This window comes from Micromonospora sp. NPDC047527 (genome assembly GCF_040643015.1).
Lineage (GTDB): Bacteria > Actinomycetota > Actinomycetes > Mycobacteriales > Micromonosporaceae > Micromonospora.
On sequence record NZ_JBEYTK010000003.1, the window covers coordinates 461029 to 485049 of the forward strand.

Sequence of the window (24021 nt, forward strand, 5' to 3'; positions counted from 1 at the left end):
CGGCCCGCGACACCCGCCGCGCGGAGAGCGGCCACCCCGTTCGCCTCGGCTAGGCTGCCCCCTTGACACCCGGCCGTCACCAAGCCGACGCCTCCCCTGATCCGCTCTGACGAGAAGGACGCCCGTGGCCAACGTCGACAGCATCGCCGTCGCGCCCACCGATTCGGACCCGCCGCGGTCCGCGCAGCCACCCGGGCCGGCCGCCGGCCCCGACCAAAGCCCGACAGCCCGGATACGCGCGCTGGTGGCCACCGCCCCGGCGCTGCTCACCGATGGCGCCGTGGTCGCGTTCGCGCTCTTCACCGTGCTCTACCACGCGGCCTTCCTGGTGGACCTGCGTCCGTCGGTGACCTTCCGGATCTGGCTGCTCGCCTGCGTGCTGCTCGCTGTGGCGGCCCTGCTGCGCGCCCGCCGCCGCTCCGCTGCCACCCGCGCGGAGAACGAGCGGGCCGCGCCGGCCGACCCGCGACCCGCTGTCGACCGCCGTCTGCTGATCGGCGTGCTGGCCGCCGCCGTGGTGGCCGCGCTCACCGCAGGTGTGGTCGGAACCGGCGCCAACGTCTCCTGGTGGATTCCGGCCCTGTCCGGCCTGCTCGCGGCCGTCGGAGGGATCCTGCTGCTGCGCCGGGTCTGGCTGGCCGGTCCGACGTCCTCGTCGATCGCGCCGATGCCCACCGCGCCGCAGTCGATGTACGCGCTCGTCGTCTCGGTGCTGGTCGCGATCTCCTCGTTCTTCCTGGCCCGCAACACCCCCGACGACGTCTACTACGTCGGGAAGTCGGTCTGGATCGCCGAGCGGGATCTCATCCCGCTCAACGACTTCCTGTTCTCCGAGAACGTCCTGCCGGCGATGGGATCGCAGCCGCCGATCCCCTCGATCGAGGTGTTCGACGGCGCGCTGGCGCACGTGCTGGGCATTCACGCCGCCTCGGCAACCTGGTACCTGATGCTGCCGATCATGGCGGTGCTCGCGGTGCTGGCGCTGTGGCGGCTGACCCACCGGTGGGCGCCCCGTCGCCCGGTGCTCGCCTTCACCGTGGCCGTCGCGTACCTCTACCTGGTCGTCGGCGGGGACGCCGCGCTGGGCACCTTCCACCTGCCCCGCCTCTACGAGGGCAAGGGCATGTTCGTCTCGGCCGTCATCCCGCTGATGTGGCTCTACCTGACGGAGTGGTTCGACAACCGGTCCCGGCGGAGCCTGGTGCTCATCGTGGCGCTCTCGATCACCGCGATCGGCCTCACCACCACCGCCGCGATCATCCTGCCGATGCTGGTCGGCGCCGCCGGCTTCGCCATGCTGCTGGTCGGGCGGTGGAAGGCCGCCGTGGTGGCGGGCGTGGCGGCCCTCGCGTACCCGATCGGTTCGCTCGTGGTGTCCCGGCTGGTCCTCGGCGGGTTGTCCGCGGACGGCGCGGATGACGCCTTCTTCGACGCGGCCTACACCTACAAGCGGACCCTGATGGTCGGTGTGGTCGGAGTGATCAGCGGTCTGGCGCTCTGGTGCGGCCCGCTGCTGGCCCGTCGACGCACTCCTGCCCTGCTCACCGCCGGCGCGACGCTGACGTTGAGCGTGCTGTTCGTCCCCGGCGTGCTGGAAGCGCTGAGCGCGCTGAGTGGCATCTCGGTGGTGCTCTGGCGGGTGCCGTGGCTGCTCGCCCTGCCCACGCTGATCGGGCTGCTCTGCACGGTGCGGGTGCCGGCGCCCACGCGGGTGCTGCGCCGCGCGGCGGCGGGCGGGCTGGCGGCGCTGCTGGTCGCCTCGTTCGCCATCTTCGCCACCCCGATGTGGTCGGCGACGAGTTGGGTCGAGGTGCACAACCGGCCCACCTGGAAGCTGCCCCAGCAGCGCCAGTCCATCGCCTTCTGGATCAAGGGGCTGGACCGGCCGGCGGGGCTGCTGCTGGCACCGAAGACGATCATGCGAACGTCCCTGGTCGTTACCAGCGAGGTCCGGGTCGTCCTGCCCCGCGACTTCTACCTCGTCGAGTACGACCTCGACTCCCAGTTCGCCAAGGACCGGCTGCTGCTCGCCGGTTTCGCCGACGGCACCGCCACACCGACGTCGACCGAGTTGGCGCCGGCGCTCGACCGGCTCGACGTGGGCACCATCTGCGTCTACAACGGCAACCAGTACGCCCGTGAGTCGGCGCCCCAGCTCGGCTACCAGGAGTTCGCGAAGCGCCGGGCTCCCGGCGCGATGACCTGCTTCGGGCGGGTCGGCTGAGCACATCGCCCGCCGGTCTGGCCGGGCCCCGCCGTGGGCCCGGCCGGCCGAGGTACGAGGCTTTGACCGAAATGATGGTGGATACCCGAGCGACACCTCCTTGTCCCTTCGCGTTAAGGTCGCAGTCACGCGCTGCCGGCCGCCACACGGGAATCCGGACCACAGCCGCCGTGACCCGCCGCACTCCTGGGCGTGGTCGCCCGTGTGCGGTGGGGAGTGTCGTCGACCCACTGCGGGCTTCGGCCCGTCCCGAAAATCGTAGGGAGCGAACTCGTTGTTCGGCACGTTGACAGGACGCCTCGGAGTGGCCGCTTACAGCGCGTTGCTGGTGCTGGCCTACCTGGTCATGCTCATCGCCGGCGTATTCGGCTGGATCGGCCTGTTCGCCGTCGCCGGCCTGGCCGCCATCATCGGCGAGTTCGCCGTCGCCCGCTGGTCACCGCCGTCGCAGCTGCTCCTGGAGAAGGTCGGTCTGCACTGGTCGTACCGGCAGCTGACCCGGGACCTCGCGGCCGTGTTGCTGGTCGCCGCCGAGGTGCGGCTCAGCGGCGGTGAGTTGACCCTGCTGCTGGTGCTGCCGGCGGCGGTGTGGGTCGTGTCGGTCTTCGCCGGGGCGTTCTCCACCATGATCGAGCGCCGCAACCCGCTCTCCGCCATGGTGCGCAACATCGAACTGGGGCCGCTGCGCGCAGCCCCCGAGCCGCCGGCCTGGGCGGCGGCGGTCGCCGGGGACCGGATGCCCCTGCTCAACCTGCTGCTGGTGCCGGCCGCCGTGGCCGCTGCCGTGCAGCACGATCCGACGCCGTTCTTCGTCGCCGGCGCGGTGGCGGTCGTGGCGACCGGTGTGGTGGGTGCCATCGTCGCGCTGACCTGGCTGCGGGGTCGGGGCCAGGGCGTGGGGCAGGGCCCGGTGCTGTCCGCCGTTCAGCGGTGGCTGGACACCTACCGGCCCGAGGTGGCGCTCTACTTCGCCGGCCCCGCCAAGGACGTCTACCAGGCGAACATGTGGCTCGCACCGACCGAGGCGCTCCAGCAGCGCGCGGTGGTGCTGCTGCGCAGCAAGGAGGCGTTCCTGGAGTTGGCCGACACCCGGCTGCCGGTGATCTGCGTACCGGCCGGGGTCGACTTCATGAACCTCGAACTCAGCGGCGTCCGCGCGGCGCTCTACGCCGCCAACGTCGGCGCGAACATCCACATGCTCCGCGAGCCGAGCACGAAGCACATCTTCGTCGGGCACGGTGACAGCGACAAGCAGGCCAGCGTCAACCCCTACAGCAAGGTGTACGACGAGGTCTGGGTCGCCGGTCTGGCCGGCCGGGAGCGTTACGCCCGGGCCGGGGTGGGTGTGCTCGACTCGGACATCGTCGAGATCGGCCGGCCGCAGCTCGCCGGGGTGCACACCTTCGGCGCCGAGTCGGTGGATCGTCCGTTCACCGTGCTCTACGCCCCCACCTGGGAGGGCTGGCTCGACGACGACCCCTACCACACCTCGCTGGTGCTGATGGGTGAGCGGATCGTCAAGGGGCTGCTCGCCACGAACCCCCGGTTGCGCCTGATCTACAAGCCGCACCCGCTCACCGGGTCGCGGTCCAGGGCGGCCAGGGTGGCGCACGAGCGGTTGGTGACGGCCATCCGCGCCGCCGGAGGCAACACGGACGCGTCCTCTCTGGACGGCACCGCGCATCTGGTGGTCACCGGCCGTACGCCGGCGCTGTTCGACTGCTTCAACCAGACCGACCTGCTGATCAGCGATGTGTCCAGTGTGGTCTCCGACTTCGTGCAGAGCCAGCGGCCGTACGTGGTGGCCAACCCGGCCGGCCTCTCGGAGGACGACTTCCGCCGCGAGTACCCGACGGCTCGGGCCGCGTACCTGCTCTCCAAGGACTGCGGTGAGCTGGAGAAGATCGTGACGGTGACCCGGGCTGGCGACGACCCGATGACCGACGCTCGCCGGGAGCTGAAGACCTACCTGCTCGGCCCCGCCGAGGCCAACCCGATGGACCGGTTCCAGGAGGAGATCGCCCGCCTCTGCCGCTGACCCTCGCGTGCGCCGACCCGCGCCCGGCCCGACACCCGTCGGACCGGGCGCGGTCGTGTCAGCCGAGCAGGGCGGCCACCGCGTCGGCCACCGGAGTGTCCGCCGGCAACGCCTGCGCCGCCACCACCGCCGTCACCGGCAGCGGGCCGTACACGTGCGGGAACAGTTGGCCGCCGCGCGACGGCTCCCAGCGCAGCGCGTCGCCCAGCGACTGCTCGTCGACGCTGAGCAGGGTGAGCCCGGTGGCGCCGGTGAAGTGCCGCCGGGCCGTCTCCACCACCTGGTCGACGGCGGAGAGGTGGATGAAACCGTCCTGCCGGTCCACCGCCGAGCCGGTGAAGCTGCCGGCGGCACGGGCATCGTCCCACTCGACGGTCGGCAACAGCTTGTAGATCACCTCCGCAGCCTACGTCGACCGGCACGCGTTTCGGCCGTACCGCCGCCGACGCCGGTCGCGGCCCGGCATGCTCAGGTGGAGCGGCCGTGGAGGGATGGACGATGGCGAGCTACGACGACGACTGGACCGACAGCCAGCGCGCACTGTACGACGAGTGCTACCGGGCCGGCGGCGAGTGGGCCGAGGACCCGGACACCCCGTCCGACGACGTGCAGCATGTGATCAATCTCGCCGAGGCGGACGACGACGCCTTCAACGACGCGGAGATCGACTATCCGCCCCTGGTCGACGCGGTCACCCAGGCCAGCGGGGTCGACGTCACAAGCGTGCCGGCCCGCCACGACGACCCGGGTTTCCGGGGCTTCGCCGACGGCGTCCGGGACGCCGTCGCCGACGACGTCTTCGGTCTGTAGTCCGAGACGACGGGAGGCGGCGCTCCCGCCCGCAACACCCTTCTGCCACCATTCGCAGGACGACGCTGCGACGGACGGGGGCACGGGTGCGAATCCTGCTGGTGGAGGACGACCGCCGGGTGGCCGCCGCGCTCTCGTCCGCTCTCACCCGCCGTGGGTACGAGGTCGAGCACGCGGCCACCGTCGCCGCCGCGCTCTCCGCCGCCCCGTGCGACCTGGTGCTGCTCGACCTGACCCTGCCCGACGGGGACGGCACCGACCTGTGCCGGGAGCTGCGTCGGCGCAGCAGCCACCTCGGCATCATCGCGGTGACCGCGCGGGGCGAGGAACGCGACCGGGTGCTCGGCCTGCGCCTGGGCGCCGACGACTACGTGGTCAAGCCGTTCTCGATGGTGGAGTTGCAGGCGCGGATCGAGGCGGTGCTGCGCCGGGCCGCGAACGCCGCGCCCCAGCGGCACCTGATCGAGGCGGGAACGGTGCGTATCGACGTGGCCGCCCGCATGGTGACCGTCGACGGCCGCACGGTCACGTTGACCCGCAAGGAGTTCGACGTGCTGCTGTCGCTGGCCCGGCAGCCCGGCGTGGCGGTGCCCCGCGACCGGATCCTCCTCGACGCCTGGGGCACCACCTGGGCCGACCGGCACACCGTCGAGGTGCACGTCGGGTCGCTGCGGGGCAAGCTGGGTGACCCGCGCCTGGTGGAGACCGTACGCGGGGTCGGCTACCGGCTGCGCGATGCGTGAGGGGCTGTCGTGCGCCGTCGACTGGTGATCAGCTATCTGCTGTTGATGGTGCTCGTCCTCGTCGCGCTGGAGACCCCACTCGCGATCACCCTGGCCAGCAGCGAGACCGAGCGGGTACGCGCCGACCGGCTCGCCGACGCCACCCGGTTCGCCTCGCTGGCAGGGCCGGCGCTGCGCGGCGGTGTGCCGGGCCCGATCGAGGCCGAGCTGCGCAGCTACGACGAGCTGTACGGGATCGGCGCGGCTGTCGTCGACCGGGAGCGGGGCATCGTGGTCGACTCGACGAGTTGGGAGTCCACCGGTACGGCTGCGGTCCTGGACACCGCGCTGTCCGGACAGCAGACCACCGCCCCCGAGTCGGTCTGGCCCTGGTCGGCCGGCCCGGTGGTGGTGGCGGTGCCGATCAACGACGGCGGCGAGGTGCTCGGCGCGGTGGTGATCGTGTCGTCGGCCGACGACATTCGCCGGGCCGTCGTCGCCTGGTGGTTGCTGCTGGCACTGGCCGGCCTGCTCGTCGTGCTGGCGTGCGTGCTGACGGCGTTCGGGCTGGCCGGTTGGGTGCTGCGCCCGGTCACCGAGCTGGACGCGGTCACCCACGAGATCGCCGAGGGTGACCGGGGTGCCCGGGTGCAGCATCGGCTCGGTCCGCCGGAGCTGCGTCGGCTCGCGGCGAGCTTCAACCACATGGCCGACGTGGTGTCCGACGTGATGGACCGGCAGCGGGCGTTCGTCGCGCACGCCAGCCACCAGTTGCGTAACCCGCTCACCGCGTTGCGACTGCGGGTGGAGGAGCTGGGGCCCAGCCTCACCGACCCGGACGGGCGCGCCGAGCACCGGCTGGCGTTGGAGGAGACCGACCGGCTGGCGCTGGTGCTCGACGCCCTGCTCACCCTGGCTCGGGCCGAACGTGAGGAGAACGAGCGGATCACCGTGGATGCCGCTGCGGTGGCCGCGTCCCGGGTGGCGGCGTGGGCGCCGCTGGCCCGGCACCGGTCTGTCGCGCTGCGGCTCGCCACGAGCGATGCCCCGGCGTACGCGCGGACCGTGCCGACCGCCGTCGACCAGGCGCTGGACGCCCTGATCGACAACGCGGTGAAGTTCAGTGGGGCCGGCGCGACGGTGACGGTGACGGTGGCCCGCCACGACGACGGGGTGGCCCTGGAGGTGCGCGACACCGGCCCGGGGATGACCGAGAGGCAGCTCGGTCAGGCCACCGAGCGGTTCTGGCGGGCGCCGGACGCGCAGAACGTCGACGGCGCCGGGCTCGGCCTGACCATCGTCGCGGTGCTGGTGGACGCGTCCGACGGTCGGCTCACCATGCGCGCCGGACAGCCGCGCGGGCTGGTCGCCGGCCTGTGGTTCCCGGCGCCCCCACCCGATGCGGCGGCGGGCCCGGTGGACGACGAGGACCGGGCCGTCGACCTGCGGCCCACCCTGGCGCGGTAGCGGCCGGGCGTCAGGGTTTCGCGGCCCGGTACCAGGCGGCGGCCCCGGGGTGCAGCGACAACGGTGCGGTGACGATCGCCGACCGGGGGCTCATCCGTCCGGCCGCCGGATGCGCCGCGGCCAGCTCGGCCCGCCGTTCCATCAGCAGCCGGGTCACGTCCCGCACCAGCGAGTCCGGCAGGTCGGGCCGGACGATCAGGTAGTTCGGATTGGCCACCGTGGTCATGGGGCTCACGCCGTACACCGAGCGGGGGATGTCTCGGGAGACGTAGACCTGGCCGTAGCGGGCGCGCAGCGGCTCGGTCCAGTCACCGAGGTCCACGATCCGGGTGGCGCTCTGCAGGGTCAGCTCCTCGATGGCGAGGACCGGCAGGCCGCCGGAGAAGAAGAACGCGTCGATGCGCCCGGAGAGCAGCGCGGCCACCGAGTCGTCCAACCCGAGCCGCGCCCGGTGTACCTCGTCCCTGCCGAGCTGGGCCACGTCCAGCAGCCGGGTGGCGGTGATCTCGGTGCCGGAGCCGGGCGCGCCCACCGAGACCCGCCGGCCGCGCAGATCGTCGATAGTGCGGATTGGCCCGCCGCCGATCGCGACCAGGTGCAGTTGGTCGTCGTACACCCGGGCGACCGCGTCCACCGTCTGGACAGCCGTCGTGCTGGCGGGCAGCACGTCGGCCTGGGTGAAGCCCAGCTCGGCCGCACCGGAGCCGACCAGGCGCACGTTCTCCGCCGAGGCGGCGGTGACCACCACGCTGGCGCGTACCCCGGGCAGTTCCCGGTTGAGGATGGCCGCCAGGGACTGCCCGAACGCGTAGTAGACGGCGGTGGGACTGCCCGTGGCGATCCGGATCACCACCGGCTCGGCCCGGGCGTCCCGGCAGCCGGCGGTGAGGAGGGCCGCGACCAGCATCAGCGCGGCCGCGCTGGCACGGTGCTGACCGAACCGGCCCGACGAGGTACGACTCACGCGGTGCACTGTGCGCTGTCGGAGTGGCGGTGCGCAAGCTCGTCTCGGCCGTGGGCCGTCGCGCCGCGTGGCGCGAACCTCGCTCAGCCAGCCTGGTGGGCCGGTTCCAGCACCGTGCCGCGTGCCGACTCCATCGATGCGCTCCGCAGGATGCGGTCCCGGTCCGGGCCGTCGGCCACGCTCACGAGGAAGCAACCGGTGCCCGGGCGGAGCTCGGCCGGCACGTCCAACACGGTCGCGCCACGGATCAGCACGGCGGCCAACTCCCGGTCGGTGATCCGGACACCGAGGATGTGCCGCCGGACGTGCCGCCCGCCGGCCAGCAGCGCCGACCGCCACGCTGCCGCCGCGAGCCGGGACACCCATCGCCGGCGGGCCGGCGAGGCGCCCGGCAGGGGACCGCCGAGCAGTTCCCGACGACCCTGCCACCAACCGGCGTTCATCATCCGGGTGTACGTCCCCCGGTGCTCCGGGGGCACCCAGAGTCGGTGCAGTTCGTAGCGGCGGCGCAGACCGCCGACCGCCACCTCCTGGGTAACCGGGATGTCGAGTCGGGCGAGCAGTTGCCGCATCCGCTGCGCGGCGTCCTCCCGGTTGAACTCCACCCCCGGCGAGTGCGACCCGAGTGCCACGCTCGGCCGCGTGGGGGTCGGCGCCGCCGTGCAGCGCAGCAGGCAGGCGGCCTCGAACGCGTCGCCCAGGGTCAGCCAGTCCAGCGGGGGTGGGGTCGCTGGAGGGCGGGGCCGGTCGAGCAGGGCGGGATCGCGGGCCAACGGAGGGCTCCCTTGTCGGAGTCTGGGTTCCCCTACCGTCGCCTCTGCGTGGCCGTTGCGGAACGCCTCCCGCCCAGCCTTGAGGAAATCTTGCGGCAGATCGCGCCTACAGGTCGCTGACCACCAGATCTACCCGCCGGATACGACCGGCGGCGGGGGTTTCCTCCTCGACCGTGTACTTCAGTTCGCGCAACACGTCGACCAGTTCCGTGGCGGTTCGCGGCCGGGCCCCGGCGAGCAGCAGGTCACGGACCAACCGCCCCTTGGTGGCCTTGTTGAAGTGGCTCACCACCGAACGGACCGGCACGCCGTCGACGTCGCGCTCGTGCAGCACCCGCACGGTCACCGTCCGCTCGGCCAGCTCCCCGCGCGGCGTCCAGGTGGCCGCGTACGCCCCGGAGCGCAGGTCCAGCACCGGGCCCCTGCCGGCCGCGCCGGCTAGGACCGGCGCCAGCTCCCCACGCCAGTACGCCGACAGCGCCCCGACGTCCGGCAGCCGCGCGCCGATCGGGCAGCGGTACGGCGGGATCCGGTCGGCGAGGCGTACCGCGCCCCACAGTCCGGAGCTGATGAGGATCGAGCGGCGTGCCGCCCGCTGCGCCTCGGACGGCAGCGACGCCAGGTCCAGCGCCTCGTAGAGCACCCCGGTGTAGATCCGCGCGGCCGGGGCGGTGGCCGCCGCCCGCAGTCGGGCGTTGCGGCGCAGTTCGGCGCGCTGGCCCTCGCTGAGCCCGAGGGCGGCCCGCGCCGCCTCCTCGTCCGGGCCGGCGCTGAGTGTCACCAGCGCGTCGAGGACCCGCTCGCGGGCCGGGTTCAGCTCCGGCAGTGAGAGCTTGTCCGGGGTCCACCGTCGTCCGGTGCTGGCGTCGGCCTTGCCCTCCGAGGGTGGCAGCAGGATGAGCATCGGGTCTCCTCGACGGGCGGTACGGCGCCTCACGCGCCGGCCCGGCCAGCGTACGACCCGCCGTTACCGCCAGGGCCGGACCGGGGTGTCGGGGTGGTACACGCGATACCCGCCAACCTCCCGCACCGGGGCGGCGTCGGGCCGGTCGGCGAGCAGCCGGCGCAGCCGCCGGTCCATCGGCGAGTCGACCTCCACCACGTAGCCCGGTCGCTCGGCTCGCCCGACCTGCCGCCAGTACGGCCGGTAGCGGTTCTGCCCGGGGGACAGGTCGCCGTCGAGTACCCCGCAGACCACCGTCTCGTCGGTGTTGAAGACCAGCCGGTTGCAGGTCCAGTAGTCCCCGTACACCTCGTGGGGGCCGTGGGCGCGCAGCGCGGCGGCCAACTCCCGGGCCTGGCGTTCCTCGGTCCGTGGCGCCGCGACGCCGCTTGTCGCGAAGAGCACGGTGATCACCAGCGTGGTCGCGGTGAGCGCGGCCAGCACGGCGGTGGCCAGCGCGCCGGTGAGCCGGCCGAGCGCGCCCACCGTGCCCCGCCAGCAGGCGACCGCCGCCACCCAGAGCGGCCAGAGCACCGCCGGCAGCGACAGTTGCAGCACCGACAGGTAGCGGGCGTTGTCCAGCGGGCTGGTGGCGGCGAGCGGGCTGCGCACGTACGACAGCAGGGTCAACGCCGCGCCGACGACCAGCGCGAGGTGCACCACCGGCCCGACCCGCTCGCCGCGTGGCGTGGCGGCGGCCCGGCGGTACGCGAGCACCGCCAGCACGGCGGCGGCCAGCAGCAGCGCCGGGTAGAGCAGACCGAACCACTGCTGCCAGCGGCCGCACCCGTCCACCGGGCAGAGCCCGTGCGCCAGCGGCACCCCCTCCAGCAGGCCGCCCCGGATTCGATCCGACCACGGCGGCAGCGGGCCGGCCTTGGTGCTGACCTCCTGGAACACCGACAGGGAGTCCTCGCCCGGCCCGGCGCGCAGGTTGTCCCAGATCATCGGTGCCACGCCGACGGCGAAGCCCGCCATCAGCAGCAGGCCGGCCCAGCCGAGAAGTTCCCGCCGCACCGCCCAGACCAGCGCCAGCCCGGCCACCGCCAGGTACGGCAGGATCAGCCAGTCCGACCAGACGGCCAGCCCGACGAGGAGGCCGAACAGCGCGACGGCGAGCCGGCGGTGGCGTACCGTCCCGGCGGCCAGCCCCACGGTGATCAGCAGCATCAGCAGCACGGCCGGCTTCACCTCCGGCCGTCCGCCGACGACGGTGAGTTGGTCGCGCACCACCCGTTCGGGCCCGAGCGCCAGCAGGCCGACGACGAGGACGGCCAACCAGGGCGTGTAGATCCGCCGGGTGAGCCGGTGGATCAGGTAGAGGAAGACCGCGTACAGGGCGACCATCGGCAGCCGCAGCACCGGCCAGCTCGGCCCGGTCACCGCGAGCAACGGCGCGGCCAGGTACGACTCCAGCATGCCCATGTAGTGCTGGCCGTAGAGGAAGACGGGCCGTTCCCGACCCTGCCCGATGTGCAGCGCGGCCAGCCCGAAGGTCGCCTCGTCGCTGTTCGACGCCGGCACGGTGTACAGCGTGAGGACCAGCCGGTACCCGACGCCGATCAGCCCGAACAGCAGCGCCACGAGCGCCGGCCGGTCGAGTCGCGGACGCCACCGCCCACGGTGCTGCTCTGGATGTGTCACGACCACGCCCCCGTCGTCGCTCCGACGGAGTGTTTCACGTTTGGCGGGGCCGTCGAGGTGGATCAGCAGAGCCGGGCCGGCTCGCGTGGCCGCGATTGTCGACGTGTGGCAGGGTTGGCGGGTGCCACCCACTCCCGCCGGCCAGCTGGCCGTGCCGAACCTGCACCGGGCCGCGCGGATCGAGGACGCCGTGCACCAGCTCGTGGAGCGTCGGTTGCGGCGCACCGGCTGGCGGATGAACATCGTCGCGTACGCCGGTTACGGCCGCCCCGGTTGGGTGCGGGTGATGTGCCGGGTGTTGCTGGGCCGCCCCGACACCCGCCAGCGGGGCCGCCTGGACAAGGTCCGCGGCTGGCGCAGCTTTACCACGCTGCCCGCCAAGCACGTCACCGTGCACATCGAGGCCGGTGGGGTGCGGCACGAGACGCAGGCTGACCGCAGCGGCTTCGTCGACACGCTCGTCGAGGCCGACCTGCCACCCGGCTGGGGGACGGTCCGGCTCAGCGTCCCCGACGCCGAGCCGGTCGACGCGCCGGTGCGGATCCTCGACCCGGAGGTCACGTTCGGCATCCTCTCCGACATCGACGACACGGTGATGGTGACCGCGCTGCCCCGGCCGCTGCTCGCCGCGTGGAACACGTTCGTCCTCGACGAGCACGCCCGCAACGCCGTGCCGGGCATGGCGGTGCTCTACGAGCGGCTGGTCACCGCGCACCCCGGCGCCCCGGTCTTCTACCTCTCCACCGGCGCGTGGAACGTCGCGCCGACGCTGACCCGGTTCCTGTCCCGGCACCTCTACCCGGCCGGGCCGCTGCTGCTCACCGACTGGGGGCCGACCGCCGACCGCTGGTTCCGCAGCGGCATGGAACACAAGCGCAGCACCCTGGCCCGGCTGGCCAAGGAGTTCCCGGACGTGCGCTGGCTGCTGGTCGGCGACGACGGGCAGCACGACCAGGAGATCTACCGCGAGTTCGCCGCCGCCCACCCGGAGAACGTCGCCGGGGTGGCGATCCGCCGGCTCTCCCCGACGCAGTCGGTGCTGGCCGGCAGCCTGCCCGCCCCGGCGGGCGCGTCGTCGGCGGGACCGGTGGGGCAGAAGTGGCTCTCCGCGCCGGACGGCGCCGGCCTGTGGCAACTACTGCGCGACGCCGGCCTGGTTTGAGACCGCCGGTTGGATCACCGGGGCTGGGGCGAGCGCGGCCGACGCGACGGCGGTGGGAGGTAGTCATGCTCAGCGACCAGAGAGACGACATCCGTAGGCGCAGGTCGTACCGCTTGCACGTGCTGTCGTGGCGGGCGATGTTCTTGTCGCTCGCCGTCATCGCGTCGACTCAGGTCCTACAGGCTTATCACCTGGTCCGCCATGAAGTATCGGTGGGCGTGGTAGCCCCACTTGCCGTGGTCTTCGTTGTTTCCGCGACGACGGGGATCGTGACGCTGGGGATCCAAGCGGCCTATCTTGCGTCCAACCCGCTTGGCAGAGGCATTCACGAACGCCAGATTCGATTCGCTCGCATGCTCCTGGTGGATCTGGTGACCCTTCGCTGGAGTCTTAAAGCCCCCGAGAAGTGATCGGCGCTTCTCGGGTCTCGTGAGCTAATCGCCTCCGGGGAATGGCGACTCTCGTGCGGTGCGTAGCGAGCCCACCGGAGCGACCGCGTGCGTTCCCTCCTGTCCGTAACAGCGCCAGCTCACGTCGTCTCCCACCTCGGCCGCTGACGATCCCTGCGACTCACCTCGTAGGCGATAGACGCTGGCGACGGTCCGGTGCACGGGGCACTCTGGCCATGCCTTCCAGAGGACACCCATGACGGTGTCCTGAGCGGCTTCGGCGACCACCGCGATGATCATGGCGGCAGTGTCCCCGGGCCGAACCTGGACCGGGTCACCGTGAAACCGGCCATCACGTAAAGCTACGAATACCTCGCCCCTGTCGGTGACCAGGCGTAGTCCTTCGGCATCGCCGAGTTCTGCCTGCACGTCTTTCTCCACGATGGAGAGTGCATGGTCGAGCAGCGGGTGTTCGGCCGGTGTCGGCGGCGGCACGGGTCAGCCCTGGCGCAGCCAGACGGCACCCAGCGGGGGGACCTGGAGGGCCGCGGACGCCACCATTCCGTGCCACGGCACGTCCTCGGCGTGCACCGCGCCCAGGTTGCCCACCCCCGACCCGCCGTAGTGCTGCGCGTCGGTGTTGAGCACCTCGGCCCACGTGCCGCCGGCCGGCAGGCCGATCCGGTAGTCATGCAGGGGCTGGGCGGAGAAGTTGGCCACGCACACCAGCGTCGAGCCGTCCGGGGCGATCCGGATGAACGACACGGTGTTGTTGGCGACGTCGTCGCCGGCGATCCAGCGGAACCCGGCCGGTTCGGTGTCCTGCGCCCAGAGCGCCGGGGTGTCCCGGTAGACCCGGTTGAGGTCGCCGACGAGCCGTTGCACGCCGGCGCGGGCCGGGTCGTGCAGCAGGTACCAGTCGAGGCCGCGTTCCTCGCTCCACTCCCGGTCGTCGGCCAGTTCGGAGCCCATGAACAGCAACTGCTTGCCGGGGTGCGCCCACATGTACGCGAGCAGCGCCCGGACGTTCGCCAGCCGCTGCCAGGTGTCGCCGGGCATCTTGCCGGCCAGTGAGCCCTTGCCGTGCACCACCTCGTCGTGGCTGATCGGCAGCACGTAGTTCTCGCTCCAGGCGTACGCCAGGGAGAACGTGAGCTGGTGGTGGTGGTGCTGACGGTAGATCGGGTCCTTCGAGGTGTAGAGCAGGGTGTCGTGCATCCAGCCCATGTTCCACTTGAACCCGAAGCCCAGCCCGCCCTCGGCGGTGGGCCGGGTGACGCCCGGCCAGGCGGTGGACTCCTCGGCGATCATCACGACACCGGCGTGGTGCTTGTAGACCGTCGCGTTCACTTCCTGCATGAGCGCGAGGGCCTCCAAATTCTCCCGGCCGCCGTACTTGTTGGGCTCCCACTCGCCGTGGTTGCGGGAATAGTCCAGGTAGAGCATCGACGCGACCGCGTCCACCCGCAGCCCGTCGACGTGGAACTGGTCGCACCAGTAGAGCGCGTTGGCGACCAGGAAGTTGCGCACCTCGCGGCGGCCGAAGTCGAAGACGTACGTGCCCCAGTCGGGATGCTCGCCTCGGCGCGGGTCGGGGTGCTCGTAGAGCGGGGTGCCGTCGAAGCGCGCGAGCGCCCACTCGTCCTTGGGGAAGTGCGCGGGCACCCAGTCCAGGATCACCCCGATGCCGGCGGCGTGCAGTTCGTCGACGAGGTGCCGGAACTCGTCCGGGTCGCCGAATCGGGACGTCGGCGCGTAGTAGCCGGTCACCTGGTAGCCCCAGGAACCGCCGAACGGGTGCTCCATCACCGGCAGGAACTCCACGTGCGTGAAGCCCAACTCGGTGACGTACGCGGTGAGCTGCTCGGCCAGCTCGCGGTAGCCCAGGCCGGGCCGCCACGAGCCGAGGTGCACCTCGTAGACGCTCATCGGCTCCTGGTGCGGCTGCCGCTCGGCCCGCCGTGCCAGCCAGTCCGCGTCGTTCCACCGGTACGTCGAGTGGTACACCACCGACGCGGTGGCCGGCGGCACCTCCGCGTACGCGGCGAGGGGGTCGGCCTTGTCGCGCCACTGCCCGTCGGCGCCGAGCACCCGGTACTTGTAGCGGGCGCCGACGCGGGCGTTGGGCACGAACAGCTCCCACACGCCGCTGGAGCCGAGCGAGCGCATCGGCCAGCCGTCGTCCGGTGACCAGCCGGTGAAGTCGCCGACCACCCGTACGCCACGGGCGTTGGGCGCCCAGACGCTGAACGCCACGCCCTCGTCGAAGACCCGGGCGCCGAGCGCGTCCCACAGCCGCTCGTGCCGGCCCTCGCCGATGAGGTGCAGGTCCAGCTCACCGAGCGTCGGCGGGTAGCGGTACGGGTCGTCGTGCGCCGTGCCGTCGACCTCCACCCGGTAGTCGAGCACGTTGCCCTCGACCTGTGCCTCGAAGACGCCGACGTCGTGCACCCGCTTCATCGGGTACCGCTCGTCGCCGACGAGCAGCACCACGTCGCCGGCACCCCGGCGCATCGTGCGGATCGTGGTCGAGGAGTCGGTGGGGTGCGCGCCGAGCAGCGCGTGCGGGTCGTGCGTCGCGCCGGTGATCAGCTGGTCCATCGGGCGTCCTTCGGGGCGGCGTCGGTCGGTGCGGAGCGGGACGAGCGGGCAGCCAACGGTCGGGGCGCCGCCGAGCGGGCGTTCGCCAGGCGGGACGCCACGGTGGCCGGGGTCGCCGGTGCGGTGCCGCCGGAGAGGTCGTCCGGCACATCGGCGACGGTGAGGTCCGCAGGCTCCGCGCCCGTCGGCTGCGGCACGGCCGGCGGGGCCGGGCGGCGCACGGTCAGCACGTGCGCCGGTTGCAGGTACGGGTCGAGCCGGACCGCGTTGCGCTGACCCCAGTCGTAGCTGGTGCCGGTCAGCTCGTCGTGCACCGTGAACCGCTCGTGCCAGTCGAACCCGAGGGCCGGCATGTCCAGCGTGGTGTTGCCCCACTGCACCTCGCGCGAGTCGAACGAGCAGACCACGATGACCGTGTTGCCGGTCGCCGGGTCGTGCTTGGACCAGCACAGCAGCGCCGGGTTGTCGATCTCGTGGAAGCGCAGGTTGCGCAGCTGGTGCAGCGCCGGGTTGTCGTGGCGTACCCGATTGAGGGTGGTCAGGAACGGCGCCAGCGAGCGGCCCTGCGCCTCGGCGGCGGCCCAGTCGCGGGGCCGCAGCTCGTACTTCTCGTTGTCCAGGTACTCCTCGGCGCCCGGCCGGGCCACGTGCTCGAACAGCTCGTAGCCCGCGTACAGCCCCCAGGAGGGGGAGAGCAGCGCGGCCAGCACCGCCCGGATCTTGAACATCGGCGGGCCGCCGTGCTGCAACGACTCGTGCAGGATGTCGGGGGTGTTCGGCCAGAAGTTCGGCCGCATGTAGTCGGCCGACGCGACCAGCTCCTCGCAGTACTCCCGCATCTGCGCGGCCGTCGTGCGCCAGGTGAAATAGGTGTACGACTGCGTGAAGCCGATCTTGCCCAGGCCGTGCATGATCGCGGGCCGGGTGAACGCCTCGGCCAGGAAGAGCACGTCCGGGTCGACCCTCTTCACCTCGGCGATCAGCCAGTGCCAGAAGTCGAACGGCTTGGTGTGCGGGTTGTCCACCCGGAAGATCCGGATGCCCTCGCCCACCCAGTGCAGCACCACCCGCAGCACCTCGGCCCGGATGCCCTCCGGGTCGTTGTCGAAGTTCACCGGGTAGATGTCCTGGTACTTCTTCGGCGGGTTCTCCGCGTACGCGATGCTGCCGTCGGCCCGGGTGGTGAACCACTCCGGGTGCTCGGTGACCCACGGGTGGTCCGGCGCGCACTGCAACGCCAGGTCCATGGCCACCTCCAGGCCCTGCGCCGCCGCCGCCTGGATGAAGGCGCGGAAGTCTGCCGGCGTACCCAGATCGGGGTGGATGGTGTCGTGGCCGCCCTCGGCGGCGCCGATCGCCCACGGCGAGCCCACGTCGTCGGGCCCCGCGGTTAGCGCGTTGTTGCGGCCCTTGCGGTTGACCCGGCCGATCGGGTGGATCGGCGGCAGGTAGAGCACGTCGAAGCCCATCGCGGCCACGCCCGGAAGCCGGTCGGTCGCGGTGGCGAAGGTGCCGGAGCGACCCCCCTGCGCTCCTTCGGAGCGGGGGAAGAACTCGTACCAGGCCGAGTAGAGGGCCCGCTTGCGGTCCACCCAGATCGAGTACGTCTCACCGGCGGTGACCAACTCCCGCACCGGGTGCTCCCAGAGCAGGTCGGCCAGGGCGAGCGCCGGGTCGACCCGCTGCGGTAGCGGCAGGTCGGTGTCCGCGAGGGCGGTGAGCGCGTCGGCGACCCGGGCTTGGTCGGCGGCCGGGACGAGGCCCCGGGCGGCGGCGAGCACCCGTGTGCCCTCGGCCAGGTCGTTGGCCAGGTCCTCCGGCCCCTGCCCGGCGGCGATCTTCTTGGTCACCGCGTTCTGCCAGGTCAGATACGGGTCCTGGAACGCCTCGACGGAGAAGGTCCACTCACCGACGGCGTCCGGCGCGATGGTGGCGTGCCAGCGGTCCTGGCCGGGCTCGCCGGGGCGCATCCGGGTGAACGGCCGGGCGTCACGGTCCGGGCCGCTCCACACCACGTTGCAGCCCAGCGCGTCGTGCCCCTCCCGGTAGGCGCGCGCCGACACCGGAATCGGCTCGTCGACCACCGCCTTGGCCGGGTACCGCCCGCACGAGACGACGGGGGAGACGTCTTCGATCGGGAACCGTCCAGTCACCCCGCCAACCTACTGTGCGAGATCGGCTCGCGCGCGGCCAAGCATCGGACGTTGGCAACCTGACGCGGCCGATAGAAGGCGTCAAGCGTGACGCATGCTCCGACGTGTCGCGTATCATGTGTGATACGTGACAGGGGGTTGGGTATGCGGTTGAATAGCAAGGGTCAGGTCACCATCCCTGCGGCGCTGCGAGCTCAGTACAACCTTCATGAGGGCGACGAGGTCGATGTGGTGGAGGAGGGCGGTGCTCTGCGCATCGTCCGCGTGCACGGTGCGGACACCCGGGGGCAGCGGCTCGTCCGTCACATGCGGGGCCGTGGGAGCGCCAAGGACACCGAGCACATGTCCACCGAGGAGTTGATGGAGATGCTGCGTGGCGAGTGATCGGCTCCGCGCCCTGCCGTCCCGCTCGCCGGACGCGACGACGACGCTTGTCGACACCAATGTGCTGCTGGACATCCTGACCGATGACCCCAAGTGGGCGGAGTGGTCCGGCACTGCTCTCGCCGAGGCTCGCGATGCCGGCAGCCTGGTGATCAACCCGATCGTGTACGCCGAGGTGTCGGTCCGTTTCGACCGCATCGAGGATTTGGACGAGGCGCTGCCTGCCGCGGACTTCCTTCGCGAGGAGCTTCCGTACCCCGCGGGCTTCCTCGCCGGCAAGGCGTACGCGCGATATCGGAGGCTGGACGGCGCGAAGCGGTCGCCGTTGGCCGACTTCTACATCGGCGCGCATGCGGCCGTCTGCCGATACAACCTGCTAACCCGTGACGGGTCGCGATACCGCACGTACTTCCCGACCCTGACGCTGATCACGCCGAACGACTGACCGCCGCTAGGCCGTCGTCCGGCCACCACCATCAAGATCACACGCATTCAGTGAAACCGCTGTATCGGTGCGACCCGGATGCAGCGGTTTCCTGGAAGTCGTGTGGATCTAGGCCGCGCAGCGGAGTGCCTCCATCCGGGGCGGGGTGGTTCCTGTGCTCCGCCCCGCCCTGAACACATGGCCAATCACCACCATTCCCGTGGCCCTTGAGGAGGCGCAGGTGCACGAGCGTCCGCCGGACGGGCCGCTGCCGCCCGCGTACCCGGTGCCGGGTGCCCGGCCTCCATGCCCGGACGGGGATCGGGTGCCCTGTCTACCCCGTACGCCCCGCGCGCCGCTCACCCGCCGGCAGTACGCCTATGGCCTCACGATGGCTGTGGTCGTACTCGTGTTGTTCGTGCTGGGGGTCCTGCGGTGAGCGGGACGGGCCCGCGGTGAACGAGCTGCCGGTGGGTCGCCGAATCGCCCAGTGGCGGGTGCGGCGCAACATGACGCAGCAGCAGTTCGCCGACCGTCTCGGCAAGTCGAAGAGCTGGGTGGACAAGGTGGAGCGCGGGGTACGCCGGCTGGAGCGGGTGTCCAACCTTCGGGAGGTCGCCGACACGCTCCGCATCGACCTGGAGGTCCTGCTGACCGCCCGGCCGGTGCGGCCCGATCCCGTCGCTACCGGGGTGGAGGGGATCCGAACCGCGTTGGCTCGCTACCGCCTGCGGGGCTCGACCCGACCACCGCTCATCGAGGAGCTGCGTGCCCGGCTGGCCCACGCCGAACAGAGCTACCGACATGCCCGGTACCCGACGCTGCTCGCAGTCCTGCCCGACCTGCTCGACGCCGCCCGCGAGGCGCAGGCCGCCCGCCCCGGGTTTACGACCGACGCTCTGCTGGTCTCGGTGTACGGGTTGACCGCCCTGGTGCTGGTGAAGGTCGACCAGGGGGAGTTGGCCTGGCTGGCCGCCGATCGCGGGATCGCCGTCGCCCTCGCCACGAATGACGCACAGCTCGCCGGCGTTGCCACCGTGTCGCTGAGCCAGGCGCTACGGTCCCAAGGTCGGCGGAGGTCGGCCCTGGATGCCGCGCTCGTCGCCGCCGACCGCATCGAGGGGGCCGGGGACGGTGGTGGCACTCCAGCAGTCTCCTCGCTGCGCGGGACGTTGCTCCTCCAGGCCGCCTTCGCCGCCGCGGCTGGGGGAGACGCACGAGGTGCCACCCGGTCGCTCGACCAGGCAGCGAGGATCGCCCGACACGACGGGTTCGACGGCGGCCCTGCTGGCGGCTCCACTGGCCCTGCTGACGGCCCTGCTGGTTCTGCTGGCGGTGACTCCGGTGGCTGGGGCTTCGGTGGCGGTGGTTCCAGCAGCGGCTGGGGTTTCGGCCCTGCGGCGGTCGAGGCAGCACGGGTGGTGGCCGAGGCGGCTCTCGGCGGCGTCGCGGCGGCGACCGTACGGCACGAGCGGCTGGTAGTCACCGACGAGTGGCGGTGGCTGCCGCCCGAGCATCGGGCCGCGTGCCTTCTCGACGTGGCCCGCGCGTACGCCCTCGTCGGCGACATGCTCCGGGCGGGCCGGACCCTGCTCGAAGCGGAACGCACCGCCCACGGCGAGGTACACGACCGGCCCGCGACACGGAAGCTGGTCGCCGTCGCGTGGCGGTCCGCCGACGTCCCGGCCGGCCTGGCCCACCTCGCCGCCACCCTCCGCGTCACCTGACACCCGTCGCCGGCTATCTGCGCCGGTGGTAGTGGTTGCGGCGGGGCAGTTGGTCGGGGTCGAGCCAGGCGGGTGGGATGAACTCGGGATGGCCGTCGCCACCGAGACGCACGGTCCAGTCGCCGTGGTGGATGTGACGGTGATGGTGACCGCAGAGCAGCACCGCGTTGGCCAGGCTGGTGTCACCGCCGTCGGCCCAGTGCTGGATGTGGTGGGCGTCGCACCAGCGTGGCGGGCGGTCGCAGCCGGGGAAGGCGCAGCCTCCGTCACGCAGGACCAGGGCGCGTCGCAGGGGGCCGGTGATGAGGCGGCGTTGCCGGCCGACGTCGAGGACTTGGCCGGTGCTGCCGAGCACGGCGGGCAGGATGGCGGCGTCGCAGGCGAGGCGCCGCACCGCTTCGGGCGTGAGGTGCCCGCCGGTGTCGAGGGTGCCCGTGTCGAGGTGCTGGCGCAGCATGTCGTAGGTGGTGGTGACGACGAGCTGGGTGGGGTCACCGCCGTGGTCGGGCAACTCACCGGTGCGCAGGGCGAGGCGGCACACGTCGGCGAGGGCATCGTGGCGGCGCTGGCCGGGCGTGCGGGTGTCGTCGGGGCCGGCGGGTGCGGTGAGCGGGTCGATGGCAGCGCGCAGCAGGGCGGCGGCTTCGGTGTCGAGGCTGCCGGTGAGGCGCAGCCGCCCGTCGGGCTGCTCGCTCAGGGTCACGTGCCGGTCGCGGGCGGCACGCGACTCCTCGGCCCGGAGTGCCGCCTGGGCGGCAGCGTCGGCGACCTCCGGGGCGACGTGGCCGAGGATCCGCGTGCCGAGCCTGCGCAGCAGGGCGGCGTCGAACTGCGCCGCCCAGTCGACGAGGACGCCGACAGCCTTGTCGGCGGCCGCCGCACCGGCGACGCTCTGCACGGTCTCGACCGTTTCGGCGATGACCCGGACCTGCTCGATGGTGACGGCCCCGCCGGCCAGCGCGTCGCGCACCCCGACCGGGGCGGCGTCGAGCGTCGCGGCGAGCTCGACCAGACGGCGTGCGGCGCCGACCCCGAGGCGCAAGCGGTCGCGCAACCACACCGCCGTCGAGGACGCGCCTTGCGCGGTTGCGGTGCCTCGACCGTCCAGCTCGCGCACGAGCGTCAGCTTGATCGCGGCCACCCGTTGCTCCAGGCGGTGGGCGACGTCCAGGGCGGTGACGAGGTCCTGCTCGTCGGCGGCCCAGGTGGCGCGGTCGAGGCAGGCCGCCACAGCGGACTCTGCCTGCGCCAACGCATCGATCACCAGCAAAGACTAGAACAGGTGTACGACACTTTCCGGCGCTGTGGTTGTGCTGCCGGCGCGCGGGTCACCGAACCAGCGGACCGGCTCAGGTGACGTAGCCTCCCGCCCATGATCGAACGGGCGAGAGTTGCGGTTGTGGGCGTCGGAAACAACACGTCGGCGTTGGTGCAGGGAATGGCTCTCTACCGTCAGACCGGCAGCCTGGTGGGTATCCGGCGGCCGATGATCGACGGGCTCGGGGTGGACGACATCGACGTGGTCGCGGCCTTCGCCACCTCCGAGGAGAAAATCGGTAGGGACCTGACCGAGGCGATCTTCATGCCGCCCAACAATTTTCCTCGGCTCGACTGTGAGCTCCCCCGGGCGGATGTCCCGGTGACCAGGGGTCTTGTCGACGCGACCGAGGTGGGTCGGGTGGCGGCGGCGCTGGCAGGGGCGGAGGTGCTGCTCTATTCGGCCCCGAGCGGACGGCCGGAGACGGCCCGGGCGTACGCCGAAGCCGCGTACGAGGCGGGTGCGGCCTTCGTCAACACCACCTCCGACCCGGTTGCCCGGGATCCGGGGTGGATGGGCAGGTTCGAGGCTGCCGGCCTGCCGCTGATCGGTGATGATCTGGCCAGCCAGTTCGGCACCTCGGTGCTGCACAACGCGTTGCTGCGGCTGCTGGAGGAGCGGGGCCTCGCCCTGGTCAGTTCCTACCAGGTCAATCTTGGCGGCACCGACGACTTCCGCAACCTGGTGGAGAACCCCAGTACCAAGAAGCAGTCCAAGCTCAATGCGTTATCGGCGGACGACAAAGTCGAGCTGGCCCCACTGGGTTACCTGTCGCAGCTGAAATCGCGGAAGGTGGCACACCTCAACATTGAGGCGCAGGGCTGGGGTGAGACAGCGGTGAGCCTGGACGTGAAATTGACGGTGCACGACCCGAGTGGTGCCGCGGGGGTCAACATCGACCTCATTCGGATCGCGGCCAACGCGCTACGGAACGGGCTCGGTGGTCACCCCGCCGACGCGACGTCGCTGCTCAAATCCCCGCCGGGTACGGCGATCTGAGGTCGACCCGCGCGCTGCCGGCTGCCGGCTGCCCGCCGCCCGCCGCCGGTCAGCCGGCGGCACGGACCTCCCGGTAGATGTCGAGGGTGCGGGCGGCGATGGCGTCCCAGGAGAAGTGCTCCACCGCGCGTCGCCGGCCGGCGCGGGCCATCTCGGTGGTCTTCGCCGGGTCGGCCAGCAGAGTGTTGATCGCCGCCGCCAGGTCGGCCACGAAGCGGTCCGGGTCCAGTGGGGTGCCCGACCCGTCGGTGGCCTGCTCGATCGGCACGAGCAGGCCCGTCTCACCGTCGGCCACGACCTCCGGGATGCCGCCGGTGGCGGTCGCCACCACGGCCGTCTCGCAGGCCATCGCCTCCAGGTTGACGATGCCCATGGGCTCGTACACCGAGGGGCAGGCGAAGACCGTCGCGTGGGTGAGCACCTGGATGACCTCGGTCTTGGGCAGCATCTCGGCGACCCAGACCACTCCGGAGCGGTTGGCCCGCAGCTCGGCGACCAACTCCTGCACCTCGGCGGCGATCTCGGCCGTGTCCGGAGCGCCGGCCAGCAGCACCAGCTGAGTGTCGGCGGGCAGTTTCCGGGCGGCTCGCAGCAGGTAGGGCAGCCCCTTCTGCCGGGTGATCCGCCCGACGTAGACCACGCTGGGTCGGGACGGGTCGACGCCGAGCCGGTCGAGCACCTCGGTGCCCTGGTCCGGGGCGTACTGGATGGTGTCGATGCCGTTGTAGACCACCCGGACCCGGTCCGGGTCGACCTGCGGGTAGGCGGTCAGCACGTCGCGCCGCATGCCGGCGCTCACCGCGATGATCGCGTCGGCGGCCTCCATCGCGGTGCGCTCGATCCAGGAGGAGAGCGCGTAACCGCCGCCGAGCTGCTCGGCCTTCCACGGTCGCAGCGGCTCCAGGCTGTGCGCGGTCAGCACGTGCGGCACCCCGTGCAGCAGCTTCGCGGTGTGTCCGGCCAGGTTCGCGTACCAGGTGTGGCTGTGCACCACGTCGGCGCCGGCCGTGCCGGCGGCCATCTCCAGGTCCACGCCCATCGTGCGCAGCGCGGCGTTCGCGCCGGTCAGGCCGGGCGGTTCGGGGTACGCGGTGACGCCCGCCTCGGTGCGCGGCAGACCGAAGCAGCGCACCCGCACGTCGGCGAGGCGGCGCAACTCACGGGCCAGGTACTCGACGTGCACCCCGGCGCCACCGTAGACCTCCGGCGGGTACTCACGGGTGAGCAGGTCGACGCGCAGCGGGGTGGGTTCCGTCATGACCTCGCACCCTAGTGCAGA

Annotated in this window: 21 protein-coding genes; 12 read left to right on the plus strand and 9 right to left on the minus strand. The window is 72.1% G+C overall.

What is annotated here, in order from left to right; all coding sequences use genetic code 11:
- Positions 1–124: 124 nt before the first annotated feature.
- Positions 125–2224, plus strand: a complete 2100-nt coding sequence (locus ABZ808_RS15125; protein ID WP_357005941.1) for a DUF6077 domain-containing protein — start codon at positions 125–127, stop codon at positions 2222–2224.
- 274 nt (positions 2225–2498) lie between these two features.
- Positions 2499–4262, plus strand: coding sequence for a CDP-glycerol glycerophosphotransferase family protein (locus ABZ808_RS15130; RefSeq protein WP_357005943.1), 1764 nt, complete (start codon positions 2499–2501; stop codon positions 4260–4262).
- Positions 4263–4320: 58 nt separating this feature from the next.
- Here ABZ808_RS15130 and ABZ808_RS15135 read toward each other — a convergent pair whose 3' ends face one another.
- A complete protein-coding gene (locus ABZ808_RS15135) occupies positions 4321–4659 on the minus strand; it encodes a DUF952 domain-containing protein (RefSeq protein ID WP_357005946.1) in 339 nt (112 codons plus the stop codon).
- 101 nt (positions 4660–4760) lie between these two features.
- Between ABZ808_RS15135 and ABZ808_RS15140 the strand changes: the two genes are divergently transcribed.
- From ABZ808_RS15140 to ABZ808_RS15150, 3 genes are all read left to right on the plus strand, one after another.
- Positions 4761–5072 (plus strand): hypothetical protein, encoded by a 312-nt coding sequence (locus ABZ808_RS15140; RefSeq protein WP_357005949.1) that lies wholly within the window; start codon positions 4761–4763, stop codon positions 5070–5072.
- An 86-nt stretch (positions 5073–5158) separates the two neighbouring features.
- Positions 5159–5815, plus strand: a complete 657-nt coding sequence (locus tag ABZ808_RS15145) for a response regulator transcription factor (protein ID WP_357005952.1) — start codon at positions 5159–5161, stop codon at positions 5813–5815.
- Between the two features lie 9 nt (positions 5816–5824).
- A complete protein-coding gene (locus ABZ808_RS15150) occupies positions 5825–7261 on the plus strand; it encodes a HAMP domain-containing sensor histidine kinase (RefSeq protein WP_357005955.1) in 1437 nt (478 codons plus the stop codon).
- Positions 7262–7271: 10 nt separating this feature from the next.
- Here ABZ808_RS15150 and ABZ808_RS15155 read toward each other — a convergent pair whose 3' ends face one another.
- From ABZ808_RS15155 to ABZ808_RS15170, 4 genes are all read right to left on the minus strand, one after another.
- A complete protein-coding gene (locus ABZ808_RS15155) occupies positions 7272–8168 on the minus strand; it encodes a TAXI family TRAP transporter solute-binding subunit (protein ID WP_357006796.1) in 897 nt (298 codons plus the stop codon).
- 140 nt (positions 8169–8308) lie between these two features.
- Positions 8309–8998 carry a hypothetical protein gene (locus tag ABZ808_RS15160; RefSeq protein WP_357005958.1) on the minus strand — a complete coding sequence of 230 codons (690 nt, stop codon included), beginning with the start codon at positions 8996–8998 and terminating at the stop codon, positions 8309–8311.
- Positions 8999–9104: 106 nt separating this feature from the next.
- Positions 9105–9902, minus strand: coding sequence for a peroxide stress protein YaaA (yaaA, locus tag ABZ808_RS15165; protein WP_357005961.1), 798 nt, complete (start codon positions 9900–9902; stop codon positions 9105–9107).
- 63 nt (positions 9903–9965) lie between these two features.
- The gene (locus ABZ808_RS15170) at positions 9966–11585 is read right to left on the minus strand and encodes a hypothetical protein (RefSeq protein WP_357005963.1); all 1620 of its coding nucleotides are present in this window, start codon (positions 11583–11585) and stop codon (positions 9966–9968) included.
- A gap of 40 nt (positions 11586–11625) precedes the next feature.
- Here ABZ808_RS15170 and ABZ808_RS15175 point away from each other — a divergent pair, with 40 nt between their 5' ends.
- Both ABZ808_RS15175 and ABZ808_RS15180 read left to right on the plus strand, forming a co-directional pair.
- Positions 11626–12747 (plus strand): phosphatase domain-containing protein, encoded by a 1122-nt coding sequence (locus ABZ808_RS15175; RefSeq protein WP_357005966.1) that lies wholly within the window; start codon positions 11626–11628, stop codon positions 12745–12747.
- 65 nt (positions 12748–12812) lie between these two features.
- Positions 12813–13157, plus strand: a complete 345-nt coding sequence (locus tag ABZ808_RS15180) for a hypothetical protein (protein ID WP_357005968.1) — start codon at positions 12813–12815, stop codon at positions 13155–13157.
- A gap of 477 nt (positions 13158–13634) precedes the next feature.
- On the opposite strand, the gene glgB is transcribed toward ABZ808_RS15180, so the two are convergent.
- Together glgB and ABZ808_RS15190 are read right to left on the minus strand one after the other, a co-directional pair.
- On the minus strand, positions 13635–15737 hold the full coding sequence (gene glgB / locus ABZ808_RS15185) for a 1,4-alpha-glucan branching protein GlgB (protein WP_357005971.1): 2103 nt from the start codon (positions 15735–15737) through the stop codon (positions 13635–13637).
- On the minus strand, positions 15725–17890 hold the full coding sequence (locus ABZ808_RS15190) for a maltotransferase domain-containing protein (protein WP_357005974.1): 2166 nt from the start codon (positions 17888–17890) through the stop codon (positions 15725–15727). Before ABZ808_RS15190 ends, glgB begins: the two co-directional genes overlap by 13 nt.
- Before the next feature lie 144 nt (positions 17891–18034).
- Between ABZ808_RS15190 and ABZ808_RS15195 the strand changes: the two genes are divergently transcribed.
- The 4 genes from ABZ808_RS15195 to ABZ808_RS15210 all read left to right on the plus strand — a co-directional run bounded on the left by ABZ808_RS15195 (position 18035) and on the right by ABZ808_RS15210 (position 20425).
- The gene (locus tag ABZ808_RS15195; protein WP_357005977.1) at positions 18035–18274 is read left to right on the plus strand and encodes an AbrB/MazE/SpoVT family DNA-binding domain-containing protein; all 240 of its coding nucleotides are present in this window, start codon (positions 18035–18037) and stop codon (positions 18272–18274) included.
- Positions 18264–18719, plus strand: coding sequence for a type II toxin-antitoxin system VapC family toxin (locus ABZ808_RS15200; protein WP_357005980.1), 456 nt, complete (start codon positions 18264–18266; stop codon positions 18717–18719). Before ABZ808_RS15195 ends, ABZ808_RS15200 begins: the two co-directional genes overlap by 11 nt.
- Positions 18720–18939: 220 nt before the next feature.
- The gene (locus ABZ808_RS15205; RefSeq protein ID WP_357005983.1) at positions 18940–19137 is read left to right on the plus strand and encodes a hypothetical protein; all 198 of its coding nucleotides are present in this window, start codon (positions 18940–18942) and stop codon (positions 19135–19137) included.
- Positions 19138–19168: 31 nt separating this feature from the next.
- A complete protein-coding gene (locus ABZ808_RS15210; protein WP_357005986.1) occupies positions 19169–20425 on the plus strand; it encodes a helix-turn-helix domain-containing protein in 1257 nt (418 codons plus the stop codon).
- A gap of 13 nt (positions 20426–20438) precedes the next feature.
- Here the strand turns inward: ABZ808_RS15210 and ABZ808_RS15215 are convergent, their stop codons facing one another.
- The gene (locus ABZ808_RS15215; protein ID WP_357005989.1) at positions 20439–21689 is read right to left on the minus strand and encodes a DUF222 domain-containing protein; all 1251 of its coding nucleotides are present in this window, start codon (positions 21687–21689) and stop codon (positions 20439–20441) included.
- A gap of 174 nt (positions 21690–21863) precedes the next feature.
- On the opposite strand from ABZ808_RS15215, the gene ABZ808_RS15220 reads away from it, so the two are divergent.
- On the plus strand, positions 21864–22742 hold the full coding sequence (locus tag ABZ808_RS15220; protein ID WP_357005992.1) for an inositol-3-phosphate synthase: 879 nt from the start codon (positions 21864–21866) through the stop codon (positions 22740–22742).
- A 49-nt stretch (positions 22743–22791) separates the two neighbouring features.
- On the opposite strand, the gene glgA is transcribed toward ABZ808_RS15220, so the two are convergent.
- Positions 22792–24000: a glycogen synthase gene (gene glgA / locus ABZ808_RS15225; protein WP_357005995.1), complete on the minus strand. Its 1209-nt coding sequence runs from the start codon at positions 23998–24000 to the stop codon at positions 22792–22794.
- Between the last annotated feature and the right edge of the window lie 21 nt (positions 24001–24021).